We start from the raw sequence: 18,218 nt of genomic DNA, 5'->3' as shown, positions 1-18,218 counted from the left end.
TTGAAAATATGTTAAAATCCAAATAAAAAAGATTTGCATGTTTAAAACTAATGATTATTGGGAAGAAGAGTTTACAAAACTTCAAGAAAAACAGTTTGATAAAATATATTTTGACTCATGTACTTTTGTAAAGTGTGATTTTACAAAAAGTATTATGCAAGGCTGTAAGTTTACAGAATGTACTTTTATAAATTGTGATTTATCCCTTACTAGTTTGAAATCTTGTACTTTCAATGATGTAGAGTTTAAAGACTCTAAGCTAATTGGTATTTCATGGAGTTCTTGTGATGAACCTTATGATGTAATTTTCAATAATTGTAATATCTCACAAAACTCTTTTCATCTTATGAATTTACGAAGTATGAAGTTTAAAGATTCACTTATTAAAGATACTGGTTTTGAAGAGTGTGATTTACAAAAAGCAGTGTTTCAAAACTGTGATTTAGAACTTACTACTTTTTATAACAATGACTTAAAAAATGCAAATTTTGAGAATTCAAAAAACTATTTGATTGACCCAAAACAAAACGATATAGAAAATGCAGTGTTTTCTTTGCCTGAGGCTTTAAGCTTTTTGAGTTTACTACCTATTAAAATAAAGTAGCTAAAATAACAAGTTTTTAAGACTTATTATTGGCTAGTTTATAATTTCTATAAAAGTTTATATTTTCTATTACTAGTAGGGCAATAAGTCCCATAATCCAGTATAAAATCCATTGACTTATCATTCCTATAAAACCATCATAAGATACATAGTCAATTACTTGAAATACTAGAAAAAATATAATAGTAGTCTTTAGGGATAGATTACTGTTTTTATTAAAATCTATTAACTCATAGTTTTTAAGTTTAACTTTAAAAAATACAAATACAAGTAATAATGGAACTAATGCTAAAAGAAAAAGATATTCTTCTTTTAACATTTCTATTGTTTTTATTTCTCCAAATACATATAAATATACACCAATAATTGCGATAAATGTAATTATAAAAAGGTTTCTTGTTGTCATGTTATATTTTATCTCTTTTACATATTTATTTTTGACATTTTATCTAAAAATACTTATTTTCTAATTCTAAATATAATTTGGATAATATGTCATATTATAAATTTAAAGGTATAAAAAATGCTTAGTCTTTTGGGAAATATAATTTGGTTTATTTTTGGTGGAATATTTATGGGAATTGCTTGGGCATTTTTTGGTCTTTTGGCTTTTGTAAGTATTATTGGAATACCTTGGGGTAGGGCTTGTTTTGTGATATCTGGCTTTTCTTTTTTTCCCTTTGGAAGAGAAGCTATTTCAAGAGATGAGCTAACACATAAAGAAGATATCGGAACTAGTGAATTTGGTCTTATTGGAAATATCTTATGGTTTATTTTTGCAGGTATTTGGCTAGCAATAGGTCATATGATTTCTGCAATTGCTTGTTTTATTACTATTATAGGAATACCTTTTTCTATACAACATTTAAAATTAGCTGCTATTTCTTTAGCTCCTATTGGAAAAACTGTTGTTGATAAAGAAGTGGCGCAAGCTGCAAGAATGTCAAATGCCAAAGAAACACTTTCAAATTTGAGAGACTAAAAAGAGGTTTAGTGACCTCTCCCTAGCATTTCAGTGGCTTCTGTGATTATTAAGAAGCCATCTGGATCGTTTTGTTTTACAATCTGTCTTAGAACTTGTAGTTTTCCAACTTCTACAACTAACAAAATCATTTTTTTCTCTTGGTCTTGGTATAAACCATCACCTTTTATTATAGTTCCTTCAGGTCCAAGTTGCTTTGCTATTAGTTTTCTTAGAAGTTCTGTTTCATTTGTTACAAGGTAAACCACTTTTTTATTTAGCCTACCTGTTAAAATTGTATCAATTATTTTAGAACTTACATAGATACTTACAATACTATATAAGACCCTTGCCGTATCATCAAAGATAAATAGTGAAGAAAGAATAATGAATGAATCTATTACCATAATAACAGTTGAGGGTTTTATCTCACTTTTTGATGCTACTATTTTAGCAACAATAGTTGAACCACCTGCACTTGCATTTGCTTTTATAACTAGAGCTAATCCTATACCAATAAAAATACCACCAAATATTGAACCTAAAAAAGGGTCTTTTACAAAAGCTTGTATATTTAAAACCTTGTCAAAAAAATCAATAAGTAAAGATATTATAGCAATAGTAAATACAGTTTTTATTGCAAACATTTTTCCTAAATATTTCCAGCCCACAATAAGCAAAGGAATATTAACAGCTACAATTAAAGTACCAATACTTAAATCTGTAATATAATACAAAAGAAGTGAAAGTCCTGCTGTTCCACCTGTAATAATCATATTTGGAGTGAAAAAACCAACAACACCTAAGGCTAAAATAATAGAAGCAAAGGTGATTAGTAAATAGTTTTTTAACTCTTCATTTTTTAGAAGTTTACTCATAGTTTTCCTAATATTTTAATAAATGTAATATAGCAATTTTTATGTAATAAATAGATTATTTATATGAAATTATATACTTTTAAGTTAGAGAAAATAGTATAAATAAACTTATGAAAATTAATCAAAAATAAAAGTATAAACATATATAATTTTATTATAAATTAAATATTATAGGAAACATTATGGATTTTACTCAAAAAGTGCTTATTATTACAGGTGCATCTACAGGGATTGGTGAGGCAACAGCTAAAAAGTTACTTTCTTTAAACGCAAAGGTTTATAATCTAGATATAGTTCAAAAAGAGCATAAAGGTATTAACTTTGTTAAATGTGATGTAAGTGATTATACTAGTGTAAAAAGTGCTGTTAAAAAAGTCCTTGAAAAAGAAAGTAAAATCGATTTACTTTTTGCAAATGCAGGGATTCACTTATTTGCAAATATAGAAGAAACTTCTATCGAAGAGTTTGAAAAAGTACTTGATGTAAATATCAAAGGGGTTTACTATATTTTAAAAGAAATTATTCCTATTATGAAGTCTCAAAATGAAGGTAAAATCTTACTTATGGGCTCAGATCAATCTTTTGTAGGAAAAGGAAAAAGCTCTGCTTATGGTTTAACTAAAGGGGCTATTGCTCAACTTACAAAAAGTACAGCAATTGATTATGCACCTTATAACATAAAAGTAAATTGTATATGTCCAGGAACTATAGATACTCCACTTTTAGATAAGGCTGTTGATAAATTCAAATCTTTAACTGGTATGCAAAATGATGAGGTTGTAAAACTTTTAGAAGAAGCCCAACCTATTCAAAGAATTGCAAAACCTGAGGAAATAGCAAATATGGCTTGTTATTTACTATCTGATGAAAATAGTTTTATGACAGGCTCTTTAGTACCAGTTGATGGTGGATATACTTGTCAATAATATATTATAATTTTTTGATGTTAAAACTATTTTAATAATATTTTTGATACAACATTATAAATATTATAAAGTATAGGATTGTTATGAAAGAAAAAATTTATATGATACCAGGTCTTATGACTGATGAGAGACTTTGGAGTAGAATAACGCCACTATTAGAAGATAAATATGAAATAGTACATACTCCTATTCCTCATAGTGAGGATTTTGATGAGATTATTGATATATTGTTTGAGCAGTTTACAGAAGAGAAAGTAAATCTTATAGGGTTTTCTTTAGGAGGATATATTGCTTCATATTTTGCTATTACTTATCCAAACAGAGTAAACAAGCTTTTTACCGTAGCAGCAACTCCTGGTGCTTCAACAGAAGCAGAGATTGAAAGAAGAAAAGAGAAGTTTATTGTAATAGAAAAAGAAGGCTTTCAAGGTCTTACATATGATAAAGCAAAGTCTTTAGTAGAAAAGCAAGAAGATGAAGAACTTATAAAAATAATTCAAGATATGTTTTTAGATTTAGGTAAAGAGACTTTTGTATCTCAACTTACATCTACTTTTTATAGAAAAGATTTGTTTGAAGACTTAACTCATTTAGATATACCTATTTGGTTCTTCTATAGTAAAGATGATAGATTACTAAATCAAAACTCTATTCACAGACTTGATACTGTTGAGCATAAAATGAAAGTTGTATGTAGAGAAGGAACTAGCCATAATATTCCTTTGGAAGTACCAGAAGATTTAAGTACTTTAATAGATAAATGGATGAAAAAATAGATAAAAGAGTATATTAAAGGAAAAAAACTCTAAAATGCCATATAGATTTAAAAGGACAATTATATATGGCATTTTCTCAATTTAACTTATCTTCTTTATTTACACAAGCTTTAGAAGAAAATAACTACAAAGAACCCACGCAAATTCAAAAAGAAGTAATACCTTTAGTTTTACAAGGACATGATGTTGTAGCTAAAGCTCAAACAGGTACAGGAAAAACAGCTAGTTTTACACTGCCTATTTTAAATGATTGGTTAAATAATCCTTATGAGGGCAAAGCTAAACTAAAAGTACTGGTTTTAGCACCAACAAGAGAGTTAGCTTTACAGGTTTCAAGTAATTTTGAAACTTTAAGTAAATACTTCAAGAAATTACCTAAAGTAGTAACTATAATAGGTGGAGAGGGTATATCTCAACAGCTTTTAGATGTACAAAAGGGCTGTGATATAGTTGTAGCAACTCCTGGAAGATTACTTGATATTTATAGAAAAAATCAAATAAACTTTGAAAAAGTAGAAAAGTTTGTAATAGATGAAGCAGATAAAATGCTTGATTTAGGTTTTAGCGAAGAGTTAGAACAACTTTTAAAAGAACTTCCAAAAAGTAGACAAAATCTACTTTTTTCAGCTACATACTCACCAAAAATATTACAAATAGCTTCAAAAATAAGTCAAGAGTATAAAGAAGTAGTTTTAGAAGAAAATGAAACAGTAGATTTAATAAAACAAAGAGCTATAAAAGTAAATCAAGAAAATAGATCAACTCTTTTAAGAGAGTTGATAAAGTCAAATAAATATAAAAAAGTTTTAGTATTTATGGCAAATAATAGAGCAGCTGATAATATAGCTAACAAGTTTAGAAAATACGGTTTTAATGCAGAGTCTTTTCATGGTAATTTAGAGCAAGAAGAGAGAAACTATACTTTAGAAGATTTTAAAGCTAAAAAAATCAATATTCTTTTTTCTTCTGATATAGCTTCTAGGGGTTTACATATAGATGATATTGATTGTGTAGTAAACTATGATTTACCTAGATCTCCTGCTGATTATGTCCATAGAATTGGAAGAACAGCAAGAGCTGGTAAAACTGGTATTGCTATATCTTTTATTACATTAGATAATTACGAGCATTTTAAGTTAATACAAAAGCGTTTAAAGATAGATTTAGAGCTTGAAACTATTGAAGGCTTTGAGTTAATTGGAGAATTTACAAAGCCTAAAGGTAAAGCTCCTGTAAAAGGTAAAAGAAAGAGTAAAAAAGATAAATTAAGAGAACAACAAGGAAAAACAAGTAGCAAATAAAAGGAGTTACTATGAAGGTTTTATTAAAATCTTTAGTTTTTTTAATATTTTTAAATTTAGGTGTATTTGCAAGTACAACTTATAAAACACAAGAAATAGTATCAAATCTTGGTGTTATTTGGGGTATGGATTTTTTAGATGAAAATAGACTTATTTTAACTCAAAAAAATGGAAAGGTTTTTGTTTTAGATTTAAGAACAAAAGCTTTACAAGAAATAAAAAATATTCCTAAAGTTTTTTATAAAGGGCAGGGTGGTTTACTTGATATAAAAGTCTCACCAAATTATAAAAAAGATTCTTGGATATATTTTACTTACTCAAAAAATATCAATAACCAAGGTGCAACTACTCTTGCTAGAGCAAAATTAGAAAACAATAGTTTTGTAAAACATGAAGATTTACTTATTACAAAATCAAACACATCAACAACAAGACATTTTGGAAGTAGAATTACCTTTGATGAAAAAGGTCATTTGTTTTTTAGTGTAGGAGATAGAGGGGTTCGAGATACTGCTCAAAACCTTTCAAATCATGCTGGAACAATAATAAGACTTAATTTAGACGGCTCAATTCCTAAAGACAACCCTTTTGTAAATGATAAAAATGCTTTAGATGAGATATATTCATATGGTCATAGAAATCCACAAGGTATTTTTTATGATAAGAAAAGAGGTACTTTTTGGGCAATTGAGCATGGTCCAAGAGGTGGTGATGAGGTAAATCTTATCCAAGGAGGTGCAAACTATGGTTGGCCTGTGATATCTTATGGAAAAGAGTATTGGGGACCACTTGATGTTGGTGAGGGTACGCATAAAAAAGGTATGCTTCAACCTATAAAGTACTATGTTCCTTCAATTTCACCAAGTTCACTTATTGTATATAATGGTAATGTGTATAAAGAGTTAAAAGGTAAGCTTTTAGCAGGAGCTTTAAAGCTAACTCATATAAATATTTTAACAGTAGATAGTAAAAACAATATTCTAAAAGAGACAAGAATTCTTGAAAATTTAAATGAAAGAATAAGAAATATAGTCCAATCGCCAAATGGTTTAATCTATTTTTCTACAGATAGTGGTAAAATACTTCTTTTAAAACCAAAATTTTAGAAGGATTTTTTATTGGAAGATTTAATTGTTAGATATTTTCATTTTATTGGAATTATATTTTTAAGTGGTACTTTAGCTCATCAACATTTACTTTTAAGAGGTGATGTTACAAACGCAAACTTTAAAGATGTATGTAAAACAGATATTTTTTATGGTTTAAGTGCCTTAGTTGTATTAATAACAGGTCTTTTATTATGGTTAGGAGTTGGAAAAGAAGCTAGCTTTTATAGTTCAAATCCACTTTTTCATGTAAAATTTACTATGTTTGTTCTTATGGCTTTATTTTCAATAGTTCCAACAATGTATTATCGTAAAAATAAGAATACTACAGATGAAATTGTAGTTATTCCTAAAAAAATAGTTATGTTTCAAAGAGTACAATTACTATTTTTAATTTTAATACCAATCCTAGGTGTATTAATAGCAGCAGGAAATGGACATAACTCTTAATAAATAAAAAGAAGGGATTAGTTTACCTTCTTTTTAATACTTAGCTAAAATCTCTATTAGATGAAATCCAAATTGTGTTTTTATAGGACCTTGGATTCTGTTTATTTGTGCATCTTTTGCAAAAATCACATTATCAAACTCTTTTACCATTTCTCCTTTTGAAAATGTTCCTAAACTTCCACCTCTTTTTCCTGATGGACATTTTGAAAACTTTTTTGCAGCTTTTTCAAATGTGATATCTTTTGAGATAATCTCTTTTTTTAGTTTTTTTGCTAGTTTTTCACTGTTTACTAGTATATGTCTTGCACTGGCTTTTGACAATTTCAATCCTTTTTTTGCGAATTTGCAATAATATCACAAATTACTTGATAAAAGAGTCTTTATTGATATTCCTTTAAGTTTAAACAGCTACAATCCCATCAACAAAGACAAGACGCGGGATAGAGCAGCTCGGTAGCTCGTCGGGCTCATAACCCGAAGGTCACAGGTTCAAATCCTGTTCCCGCAACCAATTCTTACAAAACACTTTCCAATAATCACAAAATAATGTTATAATATTTCAAAGTAATTTTCCAAAGGATCATTATCGAACGAAATAAATTATCTTTAAAAATCAAATTCTTTATCATTTTTATAATCACATTTATTTTAAGTTACCTAATCGTAGGTCTTAATAAAAATGAAAACAATAAAAAGTACTTAAAAGATGTGCAAAAAATATATACAAATGCATATACTAATATTATTTCACAACAAAAACAACTATCACAAGTTATTTATTCAGGCATATTAGAAATAACAGAACTTCAAGACATTATTTTAGATTATAAAAACAAAACTCAAGAACAAAAAAATCATATCAATAACACAATTTTAAGTAAGTTAAAAAAAAGAGTAAATAGTTTAGATAAGAATTTTGTAAAAAGTATAAAGTTAGTTTCATTTAAAAATGATATTTTTATTGCTACAAGCAAAATAAATAAAGACTCAAAACTTTATTCTTATGTTTATAAGAATAAAACTCCACTTCATACATATAATATTCAAAATAATAGTGCAGGGTTTAGTTCAATTTACCCTATATTTAAAGATAAAAAATATTTAGGTTTAATTGAGATTACTTTTTCAGAACAATTTTTAACTTCTTCTTTAATGAGAGACTATAGTATCCTAAGTAATATAATCATAAAAGAAAAATATTTTGATAAAGGTTTTTTAGAAACAAATAATGTATATCAAAAAGCTCATAATGAAGGTTTTTTGCATAATACTAAGGTTTTAAAAGAGCTTCAAAGGGTAGCTAATAAAAGTCTAAAAGAAATAAAACCTTCAAAGAATACATCTAGAACTATTTATTCCCAAGCTGAAAGAAAAAACATAAACTCTATGTTTCTAGATAGTGACGATGTAATAATCACTACTATACCGATACTAAATAGTATAAGTTATGATCAGTTAGCATTTGTAGCAATTATTAGTCAAGGTCATGAGTTTAGAGCTTTAAATGATTACTATAAAATGATAAAATTTATGGTATTTATTTTAATTGCACTAATTGTTTTTGTAGTGTATCAGCAAAATCTAAAACGACTTATACTAAAAGAGAATTTTAATAAAATAATACAAAAAGATAAACAGCTCTTAGAACAGTCAAAGATGGCTCAAATGGGAGAAATGATTGCAAATATAGCCCATCAATGGAGACAACCTTTAAGTACCATATCAACAGCGGCAAGTGGTGTGAAACTAAATCATGAATTAGAAATGATTAAAAAAGAAGATATTCCAAAGAGTATGGATATTATTGTGTCTAATTGTAAATATTTATCAGAAACTATTGATACCTTTCAAGACTTTATAAAAGAAAAAAAAGTCAAAAATGAAGAGCTCCTTCAAAAAAGAATTGATGAAAGTCTAAAAATAGTTAGTGCATCTTTAAAAAACAATCATATCACACTTGTAAACAATATTGATTATGAAAAAGAAGTAAGGTTAAAAATTGTTGGACAAGAACTCTCACAAGTTTTAATAAATATATTGAATAATGCAAAAGATGCTTTTGTTCAAAATGATATAAAAAGTAGTAGATTTGTGAAAATAAATCTTTTAGAAGATGTAAAGTTTGTACAAATTATTATTGAAGATAATGCAGGTGGTATTAGTGAAGAGAATTTAGCAAAAGTTTTTGATCCATATTTTACTACAAAACACAAGTTTAAAGGTACAGGATTAGGGCTTTATATGTGTAAAACTATAATTGAAAAACATTTTGAGGGCGAACTTAGTGTAGAAAATGGTAAAGAGGGAGCTGTTTTTAAAATCTCTTTACCAAAAAATCTTAGTTAGTAGTTTTCTTTTTTAGAATATTGTTTCTTACAAGTTTCATCCTATTTTTTGCAACTTGTCTCATGTCGATATTTTGGTCATGTTCATCAACTATTTCTATTCCTAAAAGAGTCTCAATCGCATCTTCTAAGGTTACAACACCCTCAGTTTGACCATAGTTATCAACAACTAAAAATAGTTGTTCTTTTCTTGATAAGAATAAATCTAAAAGTTTTGAAATAGGAATGTTTTCATTTACTTTGAAAATAGGCTTGATGATTTTACTTTTATCTTTCATATTGTTTTCTACATACTCATGGAAGTATTCTTTTGAGAAAAACATACCTACGATATTATCTACATTTGAAGAATATACAGGTATTCTTGAGTATTCTTTTAATTTTGAGAAATCTAAGTTTTTTTCACCATCTTCAAAACTTTCAATTACTACGTCTTCATTAAAAGCAACCATAACACTTCTTGGAGTATGAATATCTTTTACTTTTATATCTTCTAAATTAAGAAGATTTTCAATAATATCACTATCTTTATCTTTTATAATTCCATTTTCTTGAGCGATATTTGCTGCTGCATTTATCTCTTCTTTTGTAATTTTATCTCTTTTTTCTTTTGGAGTTAGAAGATTTGTCATTTTATTCATGATTATTAAAAGAGGGTAAGTTATTAAAACTAATACTTTTATTATTCTACTACAGATTCCACTTAATGAACTCCAATAATAAGCACCCAGTGTTTTAGGGATAATTTCAGAAAATACTAAAATAAGTAGAGTTAGAATAGCTGATATATAAAACATATACTCTTCCCCAAACAGTTTCACAGCCTCTGCTCCTACTCCTGCTGCACCTAGTGTATGTGCGAATGTATTTAAAGTTAAAATAGCACCAATTGATAAATCAATATTATCTTTTTGGTGTTGCATTAAGTTACCAAGTGTAGAGTTTTTATTTTTAACGATTTCTATATGAGCTTGTGTTATTGATAGTAATACTGCTTCAAGTATTGAACATAAAAATGATATTCCTACTGCTATTAGGAAATATGTCAACATCAACATTTATATTTGCCTTGTTATTTTGAATTTTCATAATTCTATCATTTTTTATGTTTATTTTGACAAAAAAAATATAAAAAGATACAATATTCAAATTTTTTTAAGGGAAGTGAATGAAAGATCAAGATGTAAAAAAAGAGTTTGCAAAGGTTATTAGAAATGCTAAGATAACAGCTGCACTATTTTTTATACTATTCACTCCAAGTTTAGTACTTACAGTGAAAGAAAAAACAGAAATGTTTGGATTACCAAAAGATACTTGGCTAAATGCTTCAATTGCAGGATTTGTTATATATCTTGGATTTATGTTTTTGATGTGGAAATGTCCAAAGTGTGGTAAGTATCCAGGACGTGGATGGTTTAGAAAAAACTGTCAGAACTGTGGAGTAGAATTAAACTAAAGCTTAGCGTAAAGCTAAGCTTTTTTTATATCTAATTTAAATTTTTTGGAGTACATTTTTTTGTTATCATACATAAAGGACAGAAGTCTGCAAGTCCTGCAATAAGTGGAATAACTCCTAAATAAAACCAAGCAATCCCTGTAAAAAAACCTATCGCAATAAGAACTAATCCTATAACAACTCTAAACGGTCTACAAAATGCTCTAAATTTATCAAACTTATTCATTTTAATTCCTTTTTTAATTTATACTATAATTATAACTTATATAGCTTACATTAAATTTAATAAGAATTAGTTATACTTATACTAAAGTTAGGAATTACTTATATTATGTTTTTATAGGCTTTTAAACTCAACTTTTTTTGCTACATTTATTCCATCTAAACTTATATCTGATTGATAAACTAATATTTCAACACCTTTATCCTTGGCAATTTGGAAAGCTTCAAAATACTTAGGATCAATTTGTTTGGCAATCTCAAATCCTAAATCATCAGTTCTTTGAATAATATAAAGCATAACAGCTCTATGTCCTTCTTTTACCATATCCATTAACTCATTTAGATGTTTTGTTCCTCTTGTTGTAACAGCATCTGGAAATGCCAATGTATTATCAAGTCTTAGACTTACACTTTTTATTTCTACATAACATTTTTTTTCATCATTTTCATTTGAAAGTAAAATATCAATTCTGCTGTTTTGACCATATTTTTGTTCTGGCTTTAAAGTATCATAGCCTTGCAGTTCTTTTATAGTTTTATTTTTAATTGCTTCAATTGCTATTTTATTTGCAACTCCTGTATTTGTACAGATTAGGTTTTCACCCATTTTTGTAAGTTCTAATGTGTATTTTAATTTTCTTTTTGGATTGTCATGATAAGTGACCCAAACAGGACAATTATCTTCAATACATGAAGTCATAGCACCGCTATTTGGTACATGAGCAGTTACTTCTTCTTCGTTTTCTAAAATAACATCAGCTAAAAATCTTTTATATCTTTTTACTAGTTTACCCTTATATAGTTTTTCAAATTTCATTACATACCTTTACAATAAATTGTATAATAATACTAAACTTATCTTTTTTTTCGTTAAAGTAAAAAATATTATGTTATTATAAATAAAAATAATAGAGTATAACATCATGTTAAATATAGCACAAAGACTTGAAAAACTACCCATATTACCTGATAAAGTAAATATACTTTTAGATATAAAAAGCAGTGGAAATTACGATACAAAAAAATTATCACAAATTATTGAATATGATCCAATTTTATCCACAAGAATACTTCAATTAGCAAATTCAAAACATTTTGGTTTTACAAATAAGATTTATAGTGCAACACAAGCTTCAAGTTTATTTGGTTTAAATTTTACTGTTTGTGTTTGTGTAGTTGAGTTAATATTAAATTCACTTAGGTTTAATTTAAAACCTTATGGAATACAAATAAGTGAGTTTACAAAATTAAATGATTTCTTATTTAAAACTCTTTTTTCTTGGATAAGTGAGGATAAAGCCTCTTTAAAAGAGAACTTGATATTACCGCTTTTTTTAAAAGATATTGGAAAGTTTTTTATATCTGATTACTTAGTAAAAGAAGGTAAAAGTTCAAACTTTAATGCTTTGATAAAACAAAGTAATATTTATCAAATAGAAGATAGTTTTGTAGGTATAAAATCAAATGATTTAAGTGCTAAGATATTAAGAAAATGGGAAATTAACGATACTTTTATTAATATAATTGAGTCTTTAGATGATGTAAATACTATAAGCGAGAGTAGAATTCTAAGGGTTATAAGTACTTTAGGTGATTTTACAAAACCTTTTGGAAAAGATAATATTTTAAAAGCATTAGAACTTAGTGAAAACTTTGGTTTAGATACAAATAAATTAAGAGAAATAATTGATACTTTAGAAAAACAATATAGGTCATAAGGATTTAGATATGGAAAATATGGAACATATAGTTAAGTTAAAAGAAATCGCAAAAAATCATACAATACTTTTTGTTGAAGATAGTAAGGCTTTACAAAAACAAATAATGAAGTTTTTAAGTAAACTATTTAAAGAAGTTTATGTAGCTTCTGATGGACAAGAAGGCTTAATAATGTATGAAGATAAAAAGCCCGATTTAATTTTGACTGATCTTACGATGCCAAAGATGACAGGTCATGAAATGATAAGAGAAATAAAAAAAATAAATCCTGATGCTGAAATTATAATCTTGTCAGCTCACTCAGATAGTGAAACTTTAATGAAGTCTTTTCATATAGGAGTTAGTGATTTTATAGCAAAGCCTGTTAATGCTCCCAAAATGATAACTGTTTTTCTAAAAGTATTATCAAATCTGAAAAGAAAAGAGTACCAGTTTCTAGAGTTAGCTGGAGGAGTAGGTGAGTTAAGTAAGGATAGTTCAGAGATTTTAAAGTTTTTATATGAGAATGGCACGAAATTAGATATTGTAAATCATTATAAAGGCGTACCAATAATAAATAGTGGCAAAATAGTAAAAATAGAAGATGATAATATTACTTTAAGAACTACAAATATTCAACTTCTAGCAATCAAAGAAGAAGGTTTTGCTATTCTTGATTCCTCACTAGTTAGTGAAGATATAAAATGCTCACTAGTAGAGATAAAAAATGATGACTATGAAGTAGTGTTAAAAAAAGAAGAAGTGTTTTATCCTGATTCTAAACAAAGGGATGAGATAATAGTTCAACCCCACGAATCCATGAAAGCTTATATTTTAAAAGATGCTAAAACAAGAATTGAAGTTAAGGTTTTAGGTATTTCAAGAAAAGAATTATTTTTAAATATGGAAGAAGACAAATTTATTTACGATAAACATGATGTATTAAAACTGGTGCTTATTTTATCAATTGATGAAAATCAAAAACCAATTGAGTATTTAAATTTAAATCTTACTTTATTTAAAATTGATCACCAAGATAATAATAGTGTGGATATGAGAGTTTTAATAAAAGAAGAAAATGTTAAAACAGAATCTACTTTACAAAAATTTATTTTTAAAAGAGAAGCAGAATTAATCGAAGAATTTAAAGAAAAATTCCAGCATTCATAGGATTAAAATGAAAAATATAAAAAATCTAATAATTCTAAGTGTATTTGCTTTAATATTTATTTTTACTTTTCAAATATTAACTTATCAAAAAAAAATACATGAAACTAATAAAGAGTATTTTAATAAAACAATCTTTCAAGAAGCACAAACTCATTTTGAGTATTTTAAAGTCTTTAGAGCTTGGAATGCCCAATATAATGGCGTTTATGTAAAAGAGCAAGAAGGTATAAAACCTAATAAATATTTGGTAAATAATCAGCTATTTACAAATGAAGGTGAGAGATTAATTAAAATCAACCCTGCTTGGATGACAAAACAAGTTTCAGAAATGATGAATATCTTAACTGATTATAATTATAAAATCACAAGTTTAAAGCCTATGAATCCTGATAATAAAGCTTATGGGTTTGAAGTTGAGGCTTTAAGTGAGTTTGATAAGAATCCAGATATTAATTATTATACAAAACTTGATAAAGAAAATGACGTTTTCAATTTTATGGGTAAACTTACAGTGAAGGAAAGTTGTTTACAATGTCATGCCGTGCAAGGTTATGAAATAGGTCAAACAAGAGGTGGAATTAGAGTTACCATACCCTTGGAAGTTTATGAAGAGAATTTTGAAGTATTAAATCAAAACTATACTTATCAAAGAGTATTGGTTGTTGGTTTTGCAATTATTATTTTTATTATTTTATTTATGATTATCAATAGGATTTATAAAAATCAATTACATGTAAGAGAGTTAAAAAACAAATATAAAATTCTTTACGATAGATATGATTATGCAGTTACTGGATCAAATCTTGGTTTATGGGATTGGAATTTGAAAACAAATGAAGTTTATTTCTCAAAAATTTGGAAAAAAATGTTAGGTTTTGAAGATGAAGAATTACCTAGTTTACTAGAGTCTTGGGAAACTAGAGTTCATCCTGATGATAAACAAAAAGCAATTTCCCAAATAAAAGCAAATCAAGCAGGAGAGACTGAATTTTATGAAAATATTCATAGAATAAAGCATAAAGATGGTTCTTGGGTTTGGATTTTAGATAAGGGTAAAACTATTTTTGATGAAAAAGGTCAAGCTGTTAGAATGCTTGGTGTTCATGCTGATATTACAAAAATAGAAGAGTTAAAACAAGAGCTAAAAGATAAAGAGGAGATTATGATAGCCCAATCAAGACATGCAGCTATGGGTGAGATGATTTCAATGATTGCTCACCAATGGAGACAGCCTATATCTGTTATTGCAATGGCTGCAAATAATACTTTAGCAGATATAGAACTTGAAATGCTTGATAATGATGAATTAAGAGAAAATACAGAGTCTATGTTAGAACAAACTAAATATTTATCTCAAACTATAGAAGATTTTAGAGATTTCTTTAGACCCAATAAAGAAAAAGAGAAAACAACATGCTTAAGAGTTTTAGAAGAATCTTTAAAAATTATGGAAAAAGCTTTAGAAAATAATGAGATAGAGATTATTATTGATGAAACTAGTTCTATTGAAGTTATGCTTTATTCAAGAGAATTACTTCAAGTGTATTTAAATATCTTTAAGAATGCTAAAGAAGCCTTGGTTCAAAACAGGAAAGAAAAAAGAGAAGTAAGAGTTAAGATATTTACATTAAATGATAAAATATTAAGAACTACAATATGCGATAACGCAGGTGGTATTCCTGAAAATATTACAGATAAACTATTTGAACCATATTTTAGTACAAAAGATGAAAAATCAGGTACAGGTTTAGGTCTTTATATGTGCAAAACTATTGTAGAAAAGCATTTTAATGGTGAAATAGGAGTTTATAATGGCAAAGAGGGAGCATGTTTCTATGTTGATTTACCTATCAATCCTTAGGTAAATCATCCATAAATTCAATAGAGTTTTTCCCATTCTCTTTTACATCATATAAGGCTATATCTGCTTTTTTAAGGATTGTATCGCTTGTGTCTTCTTTGAACATTGAAAGACCTATACTAACAGTGATTTTTAGATTTTCTTCAAAAGTAAATTCATTTATTTTTACTTGTAAATATTTAGCAAGTTTTACTGCACCTAGTTTATCTGTTTCAGGACAAATAATCAAAAACTCCTCTCCACCCCATCTACCAACAGTATCTACATTTCTAGTGTGTATTTTTAGAAGATCTGCTAGGGCAATAAGTATTTTATCTCCAACTAGATGACCATATGTATCATTTATATTTTTAAAATCATCAATATCTATTAACATAATAGAAAAATCTCTTTTAAATCTTTTTGATCTATTTATCTCTTTTTCTAAAACTTCATCTAGTTTTGTTCTGTTGTATACTCCTGTGAGTTTATCAACTCTAGCTAAAAACTTTAATCTTTTATTTTTTATTTTTAATTCATTTTGTGTAGCTTTTAACTCTTTTAAAATCTCTTCATTTCTAGTTTTTTCTATTTTTAGTTTATAACTCCAATATAAAATAATTGTAATTATAAATAAGAAGAAAATAGTAGTTTGCCAAAAAAGTGTATAATCTTTGTATTTTTCAACTTGAGAACTAAAGTATTTATTTTGAATATCTGTAATAAATTTAGGGTTTAAATTGTCTAAAAGTTTTTGAAAAATATCTTTTAAAATAGGTTCATCTTTTCTAAGACCTATTGCCATTTCAAGTTTCTCATCCAATTTAGCAGTGATTTTAAGTTCATTTGTATAGTTGTTTCTAATTTCAAAGCTTATATCAGCAATACTACTTATAACTCCAAATATTTTCTCTTCAGCGACTTTCTTTAGTCCATCTTTGATATTTTTAATAGATACAAACTCAATGTCTTTATAATGATTTTTAAGAGTTTCTTCAAAGGCATATCCACTAACAATACCAACTTTTTTATTTTTTATTTGCATTAGATTATCTACAAAAGGAATATTTATTTTTGTTGCTAATACTAAAGGAACAGTTACATAACTACTTGTAAAATTAAGATACTCTTCTCTTTTTTTTGTTTGCATTGCTAGGGATAAAATATCACACTTTTTTTCTTTGATAAACTCTAAGGTTTGATTCCAAGAGTTTGTATAAACAGGCTTTATATCAATTTTTAATTTTTTTGAGAACATATCATAATAATCTTTTGTTAATCCCACATGTTTTTTATTTTTATCAAACTTTTCAAAAGGAAGCCAGTTTGGATCAATACATAGCTTTAATCTTTTTTTATTTTCTAAATACTGTAACTGCGTAGAGTTAAGTTGCAAAGCATTGCTTTTAAAAATAAATTTATCATAGTCTATTTCTTTATTAACTTCTCCCATTAATTTATAGAAGTTATATATTTTTTCCACTTTTTCTTTTTTGATTTCACCTAATTTTTTTGTATTATAAAAAGCAAGTTTTTTTAACTCTTTTGCTTCATAAAGTAGGGCTTTTTTAGATTTGTTTTGAGTATTATATTTTTCATATATAATATTTACAGTTTCATTTATATTTTCAAAGGCATACTCCCAACCTTTTAATGAAGCTTGTTTAAACTTTTTGACTAACATAGGGTTTTTCTTAACAAAATCTTCATGGGTAAATAAAATATCTGAGTAAAAATCAAAACCATAATCTTTAGGGTCAAAGATTTTACTTTCTAAATGGTACTTATTTTTTAAAATAAAAGGTTCATTTGAAATATAAGAAGCCATAACATCAGTATTTCCATAGACTAAATCAGCTAAATCAAATGTATGTTTTTGAACGATAATATCTTTATCTTGTATCTTTTTTGAAAAAAGCATACTTTTTAGAACTATATCATTTTTTGCATTTCCTGTAATCATAACTCTTTTATTTTTTAAGTCTTGTAAGTTTTTAATATTAGAATTTTTAAGTGCTATTAATATATCAGGGGAAGATTGAAAAATAGAGGCTAATAAAACCACTTTTTTACCATCTACTCTGTCTATTATAAGAGATGATCTACCTGTAGCAAAGTGTGCTTTTTTATTTAATACTTCATTTACAACATTTTGTCCGTATTCTCTTTGTTTTATAGTTACATTTATTTTATAGTCTTTGTAGAAACCTTTTTCTTTTGCTATGTAGTATCCTGCAAATTGAAATTGGTTTTTCCACTGCAATTGTAGTATTACATTTTCATTATTTTCTCTAATTCTAGAATTTGCAAATAGTGTGTTGATTAAAAGAAGTATAATAGTTAGTTTAAAAAATATAGATTTCATAGTATCTACCTTGGTTTTTTTCTATTTGCAATTGAATATATTGTTTAAATATAAAACCCAGTACTAAAATTATTTTAGCATAAAGATAGTTTAAATACAAATTTTATGACTTTTTTTGAA

The 18,218-nt window shown here is 26.7% G+C and carries 19 protein-coding genes and 1 tRNA gene; 13 read left to right on the top strand and 7 right to left on the bottom strand.

Annotated elements, in window-relative coordinates; all coding sequences use genetic code 11:
* Window positions 1–37 precede the first annotated feature (37 nt).
* On the top strand, window positions 38–604 hold the full coding sequence (locus NJU99_RS09645) for a pentapeptide repeat-containing protein (RefSeq protein ID WP_254575708.1): 567 nt from the start codon (window positions 38–40) through the stop codon (window positions 602–604).
* A 16-nt stretch (window positions 605–620) separates the two neighbouring features.
* Here the strand turns inward: NJU99_RS09645 and NJU99_RS09640 are convergent, their stop codons facing one another.
* Window positions 621–1,010, bottom strand: coding sequence for a hypothetical protein (locus NJU99_RS09640; RefSeq protein WP_254575707.1), 390 nt, complete (start codon window positions 1,008–1,010; stop codon window positions 621–623).
* A 117-nt stretch (window positions 1,011–1,127) separates the two neighbouring features.
* On the opposite strand from NJU99_RS09640, the gene NJU99_RS09635 reads away from it, so the two are divergent.
* Window positions 1,128–1,586 (top strand): YccF domain-containing protein, encoded by a 459-nt coding sequence (locus NJU99_RS09635; RefSeq protein ID WP_254575706.1) that lies wholly within the window; start codon window positions 1,128–1,130, stop codon window positions 1,584–1,586.
* 8 nt (window positions 1,587–1,594) lie between these two features.
* Here NJU99_RS09635 and NJU99_RS09630 read toward each other — a convergent pair whose 3' ends face one another.
* A complete protein-coding gene (locus NJU99_RS09630) occupies window positions 1,595–2,443 on the bottom strand; it encodes a YitT family protein (RefSeq protein ID WP_254575705.1) in 849 nt (282 codons plus the stop codon).
* Between the two features lie 182 nt (window positions 2,444–2,625).
* Between NJU99_RS09630 and NJU99_RS09625 the strand changes: the two genes are divergently transcribed.
* The 5 genes from NJU99_RS09625 to NJU99_RS09605 all read left to right on the top strand — a co-directional run bounded on the left by NJU99_RS09625 (window position 2,626) and on the right by NJU99_RS09605 (window position 7,002).
* Window positions 2,626–3,369 carry an SDR family NAD(P)-dependent oxidoreductase gene (locus NJU99_RS09625; RefSeq protein WP_254575704.1) on the top strand — a complete coding sequence of 248 codons (744 nt, stop codon included), beginning with the start codon at window positions 2,626–2,628 and terminating at the stop codon, window positions 3,367–3,369.
* 83 nt (window positions 3,370–3,452) lie between these two features.
* A complete protein-coding gene (locus NJU99_RS09620) occupies window positions 3,453–4,145 on the top strand; it encodes an alpha/beta hydrolase (protein ID WP_254575703.1) in 693 nt (230 codons plus the stop codon).
* Window positions 4,146–4,210: 65 nt separating this feature from the next.
* On the top strand, window positions 4,211–5,446 hold the full coding sequence (locus NJU99_RS09615) for a DEAD/DEAH box helicase (protein WP_254575702.1): 1,236 nt from the start codon (window positions 4,211–4,213) through the stop codon (window positions 5,444–5,446).
* A gap of 11 nt (window positions 5,447–5,457) precedes the next feature.
* Window positions 5,458–6,552 carry a PQQ-dependent sugar dehydrogenase gene (locus tag NJU99_RS09610; protein WP_254575701.1) on the top strand — a complete coding sequence of 365 codons (1,095 nt, stop codon included), beginning with the start codon at window positions 5,458–5,460 and terminating at the stop codon, window positions 6,550–6,552.
* 12 nt (window positions 6,553–6,564) lie between these two features.
* Entirely contained in the window at window positions 6,565–7,002 is a 438-nt protein-coding gene (locus NJU99_RS09605; RefSeq protein ID WP_254575700.1) for a DUF2214 family protein, read from the top strand.
* A gap of 33 nt (window positions 7,003–7,035) precedes the next feature.
* Here NJU99_RS09605 and NJU99_RS09600 read toward each other — a convergent pair whose 3' ends face one another.
* A complete protein-coding gene (locus NJU99_RS09600) occupies window positions 7,036–7,323 on the bottom strand; it encodes a peptidylprolyl isomerase (RefSeq protein ID WP_254575699.1) in 288 nt (95 codons plus the stop codon).
* 113 nt (window positions 7,324–7,436) lie between these two features.
* Between NJU99_RS09600 and NJU99_RS09595 the strand changes: the two genes are divergently transcribed.
* Together NJU99_RS09595 and NJU99_RS09590 are read left to right on the top strand one after the other, a co-directional pair.
* Window positions 7,437–7,513 (top strand) — tRNA-Met (locus NJU99_RS09595).
* Between the two features lie 197 nt (window positions 7,514–7,710).
* The gene (locus NJU99_RS09590; RefSeq protein WP_254575698.1) at window positions 7,711–9,348 is read left to right on the top strand and encodes a sensor histidine kinase; all 1,638 of its coding nucleotides are present in this window, start codon (window positions 7,711–7,713) and stop codon (window positions 9,346–9,348) included.
* On the opposite strand, the gene NJU99_RS09585 is transcribed toward NJU99_RS09590, so the two are convergent.
* Entirely contained in the window at window positions 9,341–10,405 is a 1,065-nt protein-coding gene (locus NJU99_RS09585; protein ID WP_254575697.1) for a CNNM domain-containing protein, read from the bottom strand. The genes NJU99_RS09590 and NJU99_RS09585 overlap by 8 nt on opposite strands.
* 110 nt (window positions 10,406–10,515) lie before the next feature.
* On the opposite strand from NJU99_RS09585, the gene NJU99_RS09580 reads away from it, so the two are divergent.
* The gene (locus NJU99_RS09580) at window positions 10,516–10,803 is read left to right on the top strand and encodes a hypothetical protein (protein ID WP_254575696.1); all 288 of its coding nucleotides are present in this window, start codon (window positions 10,516–10,518) and stop codon (window positions 10,801–10,803) included.
* Window positions 10,804–10,834: 31 nt separating this feature from the next.
* Here the strand turns inward: NJU99_RS09580 and NJU99_RS09575 are convergent, their stop codons facing one another.
* Window positions 10,835–11,029 carry a YgaP family membrane protein gene (locus NJU99_RS09575; RefSeq protein WP_254575695.1) on the bottom strand — a complete coding sequence of 65 codons (195 nt, stop codon included), beginning with the start codon at window positions 11,027–11,029 and terminating at the stop codon, window positions 10,835–10,837.
* Between the two features lie 111 nt (window positions 11,030–11,140).
* Window positions 11,141–11,842 (bottom strand): DNA/RNA nuclease SfsA, encoded by a 702-nt coding sequence (gene sfsA / locus NJU99_RS09570; RefSeq protein ID WP_254575694.1) that lies wholly within the window; start codon window positions 11,840–11,842, stop codon window positions 11,141–11,143.
* A gap of 106 nt (window positions 11,843–11,948) precedes the next feature.
* Here sfsA and NJU99_RS09565 point away from each other — a divergent pair, with 106 nt between their 5' ends.
* The 3 genes from NJU99_RS09565 to NJU99_RS09555 are packed head-to-tail and all read left to right on the top strand — an operon-like array spanning window position 11,949 to window position 15,754.
* On the top strand, window positions 11,949–12,743 hold the full coding sequence (locus tag NJU99_RS09565) for an HDOD domain-containing protein (protein ID WP_254575693.1): 795 nt from the start codon (window positions 11,949–11,951) through the stop codon (window positions 12,741–12,743).
* A 10-nt stretch (window positions 12,744–12,753) separates the two neighbouring features.
* Window positions 12,754–13,893: a response regulator transcription factor gene (locus tag NJU99_RS09560; RefSeq protein WP_254575692.1), complete on the top strand. Its 1,140-nt coding sequence runs from the start codon at window positions 12,754–12,756 to the stop codon at window positions 13,891–13,893.
* Between the two features lie 7 nt (window positions 13,894–13,900).
* Window positions 13,901–15,754, top strand: coding sequence for an ATP-binding protein (locus NJU99_RS09555; RefSeq protein WP_254575691.1), 1,854 nt, complete (start codon window positions 13,901–13,903; stop codon window positions 15,752–15,754).
* Here the strand turns inward: NJU99_RS09555 and NJU99_RS09550 are convergent.
* A complete protein-coding gene (locus NJU99_RS09550) occupies window positions 15,744–18,098 on the bottom strand; it encodes a diguanylate cyclase (protein WP_254575690.1) in 2,355 nt (784 codons plus the stop codon). The genes NJU99_RS09555 and NJU99_RS09550 overlap by 11 nt on opposite strands.
* Window positions 18,099–18,218: the final 120 nt, after the last annotated feature.

Source organism: Arcobacter roscoffensis, from assembly GCF_024267655.1.
GTDB lineage: Bacteria > Campylobacterota > Campylobacteria > Campylobacterales > Arcobacteraceae > Arcobacter_B > Arcobacter_B roscoffensis.
The sequence above is the reverse complement of the archived record's forward strand: the minus strand, read 5'-3'. Positions and strand labels throughout refer to the sequence as shown.

What these genes read in the sequence shown, in the direction of transcription:
- NJU99_RS09645 (WP_254575708.1), top strand. Translation starts at nt 38, where the DNA reads ATGTTTAAAACTAATGATTATTGGGAAGAAGAGTTTACAAAACTTCAA.
- NJU99_RS09640 (WP_254575707.1), bottom strand. Translation starts at nt 1,010, where the DNA reads ATGACAACAAGAAACCTTTTTATAATTACATTTATCGCAATTATTGGT.
- NJU99_RS09635 (WP_254575706.1), top strand. Translation starts at nt 1,128, where the DNA reads ATGCTTAGTCTTTTGGGAAATATAATTTGGTTTATTTTTGGTGGAATA.
- NJU99_RS09630 (WP_254575705.1), bottom strand. Translation starts at nt 2,443, where the DNA reads ATGAGTAAACTTCTAAAAAATGAAGAGTTAAAAAACTATTTACTAATC.
- NJU99_RS09625 (WP_254575704.1), top strand. Translation starts at nt 2,626, where the DNA reads ATGGATTTTACTCAAAAAGTGCTTATTATTACAGGTGCATCTACAGGG.
- NJU99_RS09620 (WP_254575703.1), top strand. Translation starts at nt 3,453, where the DNA reads ATGAAAGAAAAAATTTATATGATACCAGGTCTTATGACTGATGAGAGA.
- NJU99_RS09615 (WP_254575702.1), top strand. Translation starts at nt 4,211, where the DNA reads ATGGCATTTTCTCAATTTAACTTATCTTCTTTATTTACACAAGCTTTA.
- NJU99_RS09610 (WP_254575701.1), top strand. Translation starts at nt 5,458, where the DNA reads ATGAAGGTTTTATTAAAATCTTTAGTTTTTTTAATATTTTTAAATTTA.
- NJU99_RS09585 (WP_254575697.1), bottom strand. Translation starts at nt 10,405, where the DNA reads ATGTTGATGTTGACATATTTCCTAATAGCAGTAGGAATATCATTTTTA.
- NJU99_RS09580 (WP_254575696.1), top strand. Translation starts at nt 10,516, where the DNA reads ATGAAAGATCAAGATGTAAAAAAAGAGTTTGCAAAGGTTATTAGAAAT.
- NJU99_RS09575 (WP_254575695.1), bottom strand. Translation starts at nt 11,029, where the DNA reads ATGAATAAGTTTGATAAATTTAGAGCATTTTGTAGACCGTTTAGAGTT.
- sfsA (WP_254575694.1), bottom strand. Translation starts at nt 11,842, where the DNA reads ATGAAATTTGAAAAACTATATAAGGGTAAACTAGTAAAAAGATATAAA.
- NJU99_RS09565 (WP_254575693.1), top strand. Translation starts at nt 11,949, where the DNA reads ATGTTAAATATAGCACAAAGACTTGAAAAACTACCCATATTACCTGAT.
- NJU99_RS09560 (WP_254575692.1), top strand. Translation starts at nt 12,754, where the DNA reads ATGGAAAATATGGAACATATAGTTAAGTTAAAAGAAATCGCAAAAAAT.
- NJU99_RS09555 (WP_254575691.1), top strand. Translation starts at nt 13,901, where the DNA reads ATGAAAAATATAAAAAATCTAATAATTCTAAGTGTATTTGCTTTAATA.
- NJU99_RS09550 (WP_254575690.1), bottom strand. Translation starts at nt 18,098, where the DNA reads ATGAAATCTATATTTTTTAAACTAACTATTATACTTCTTTTAATCAAC.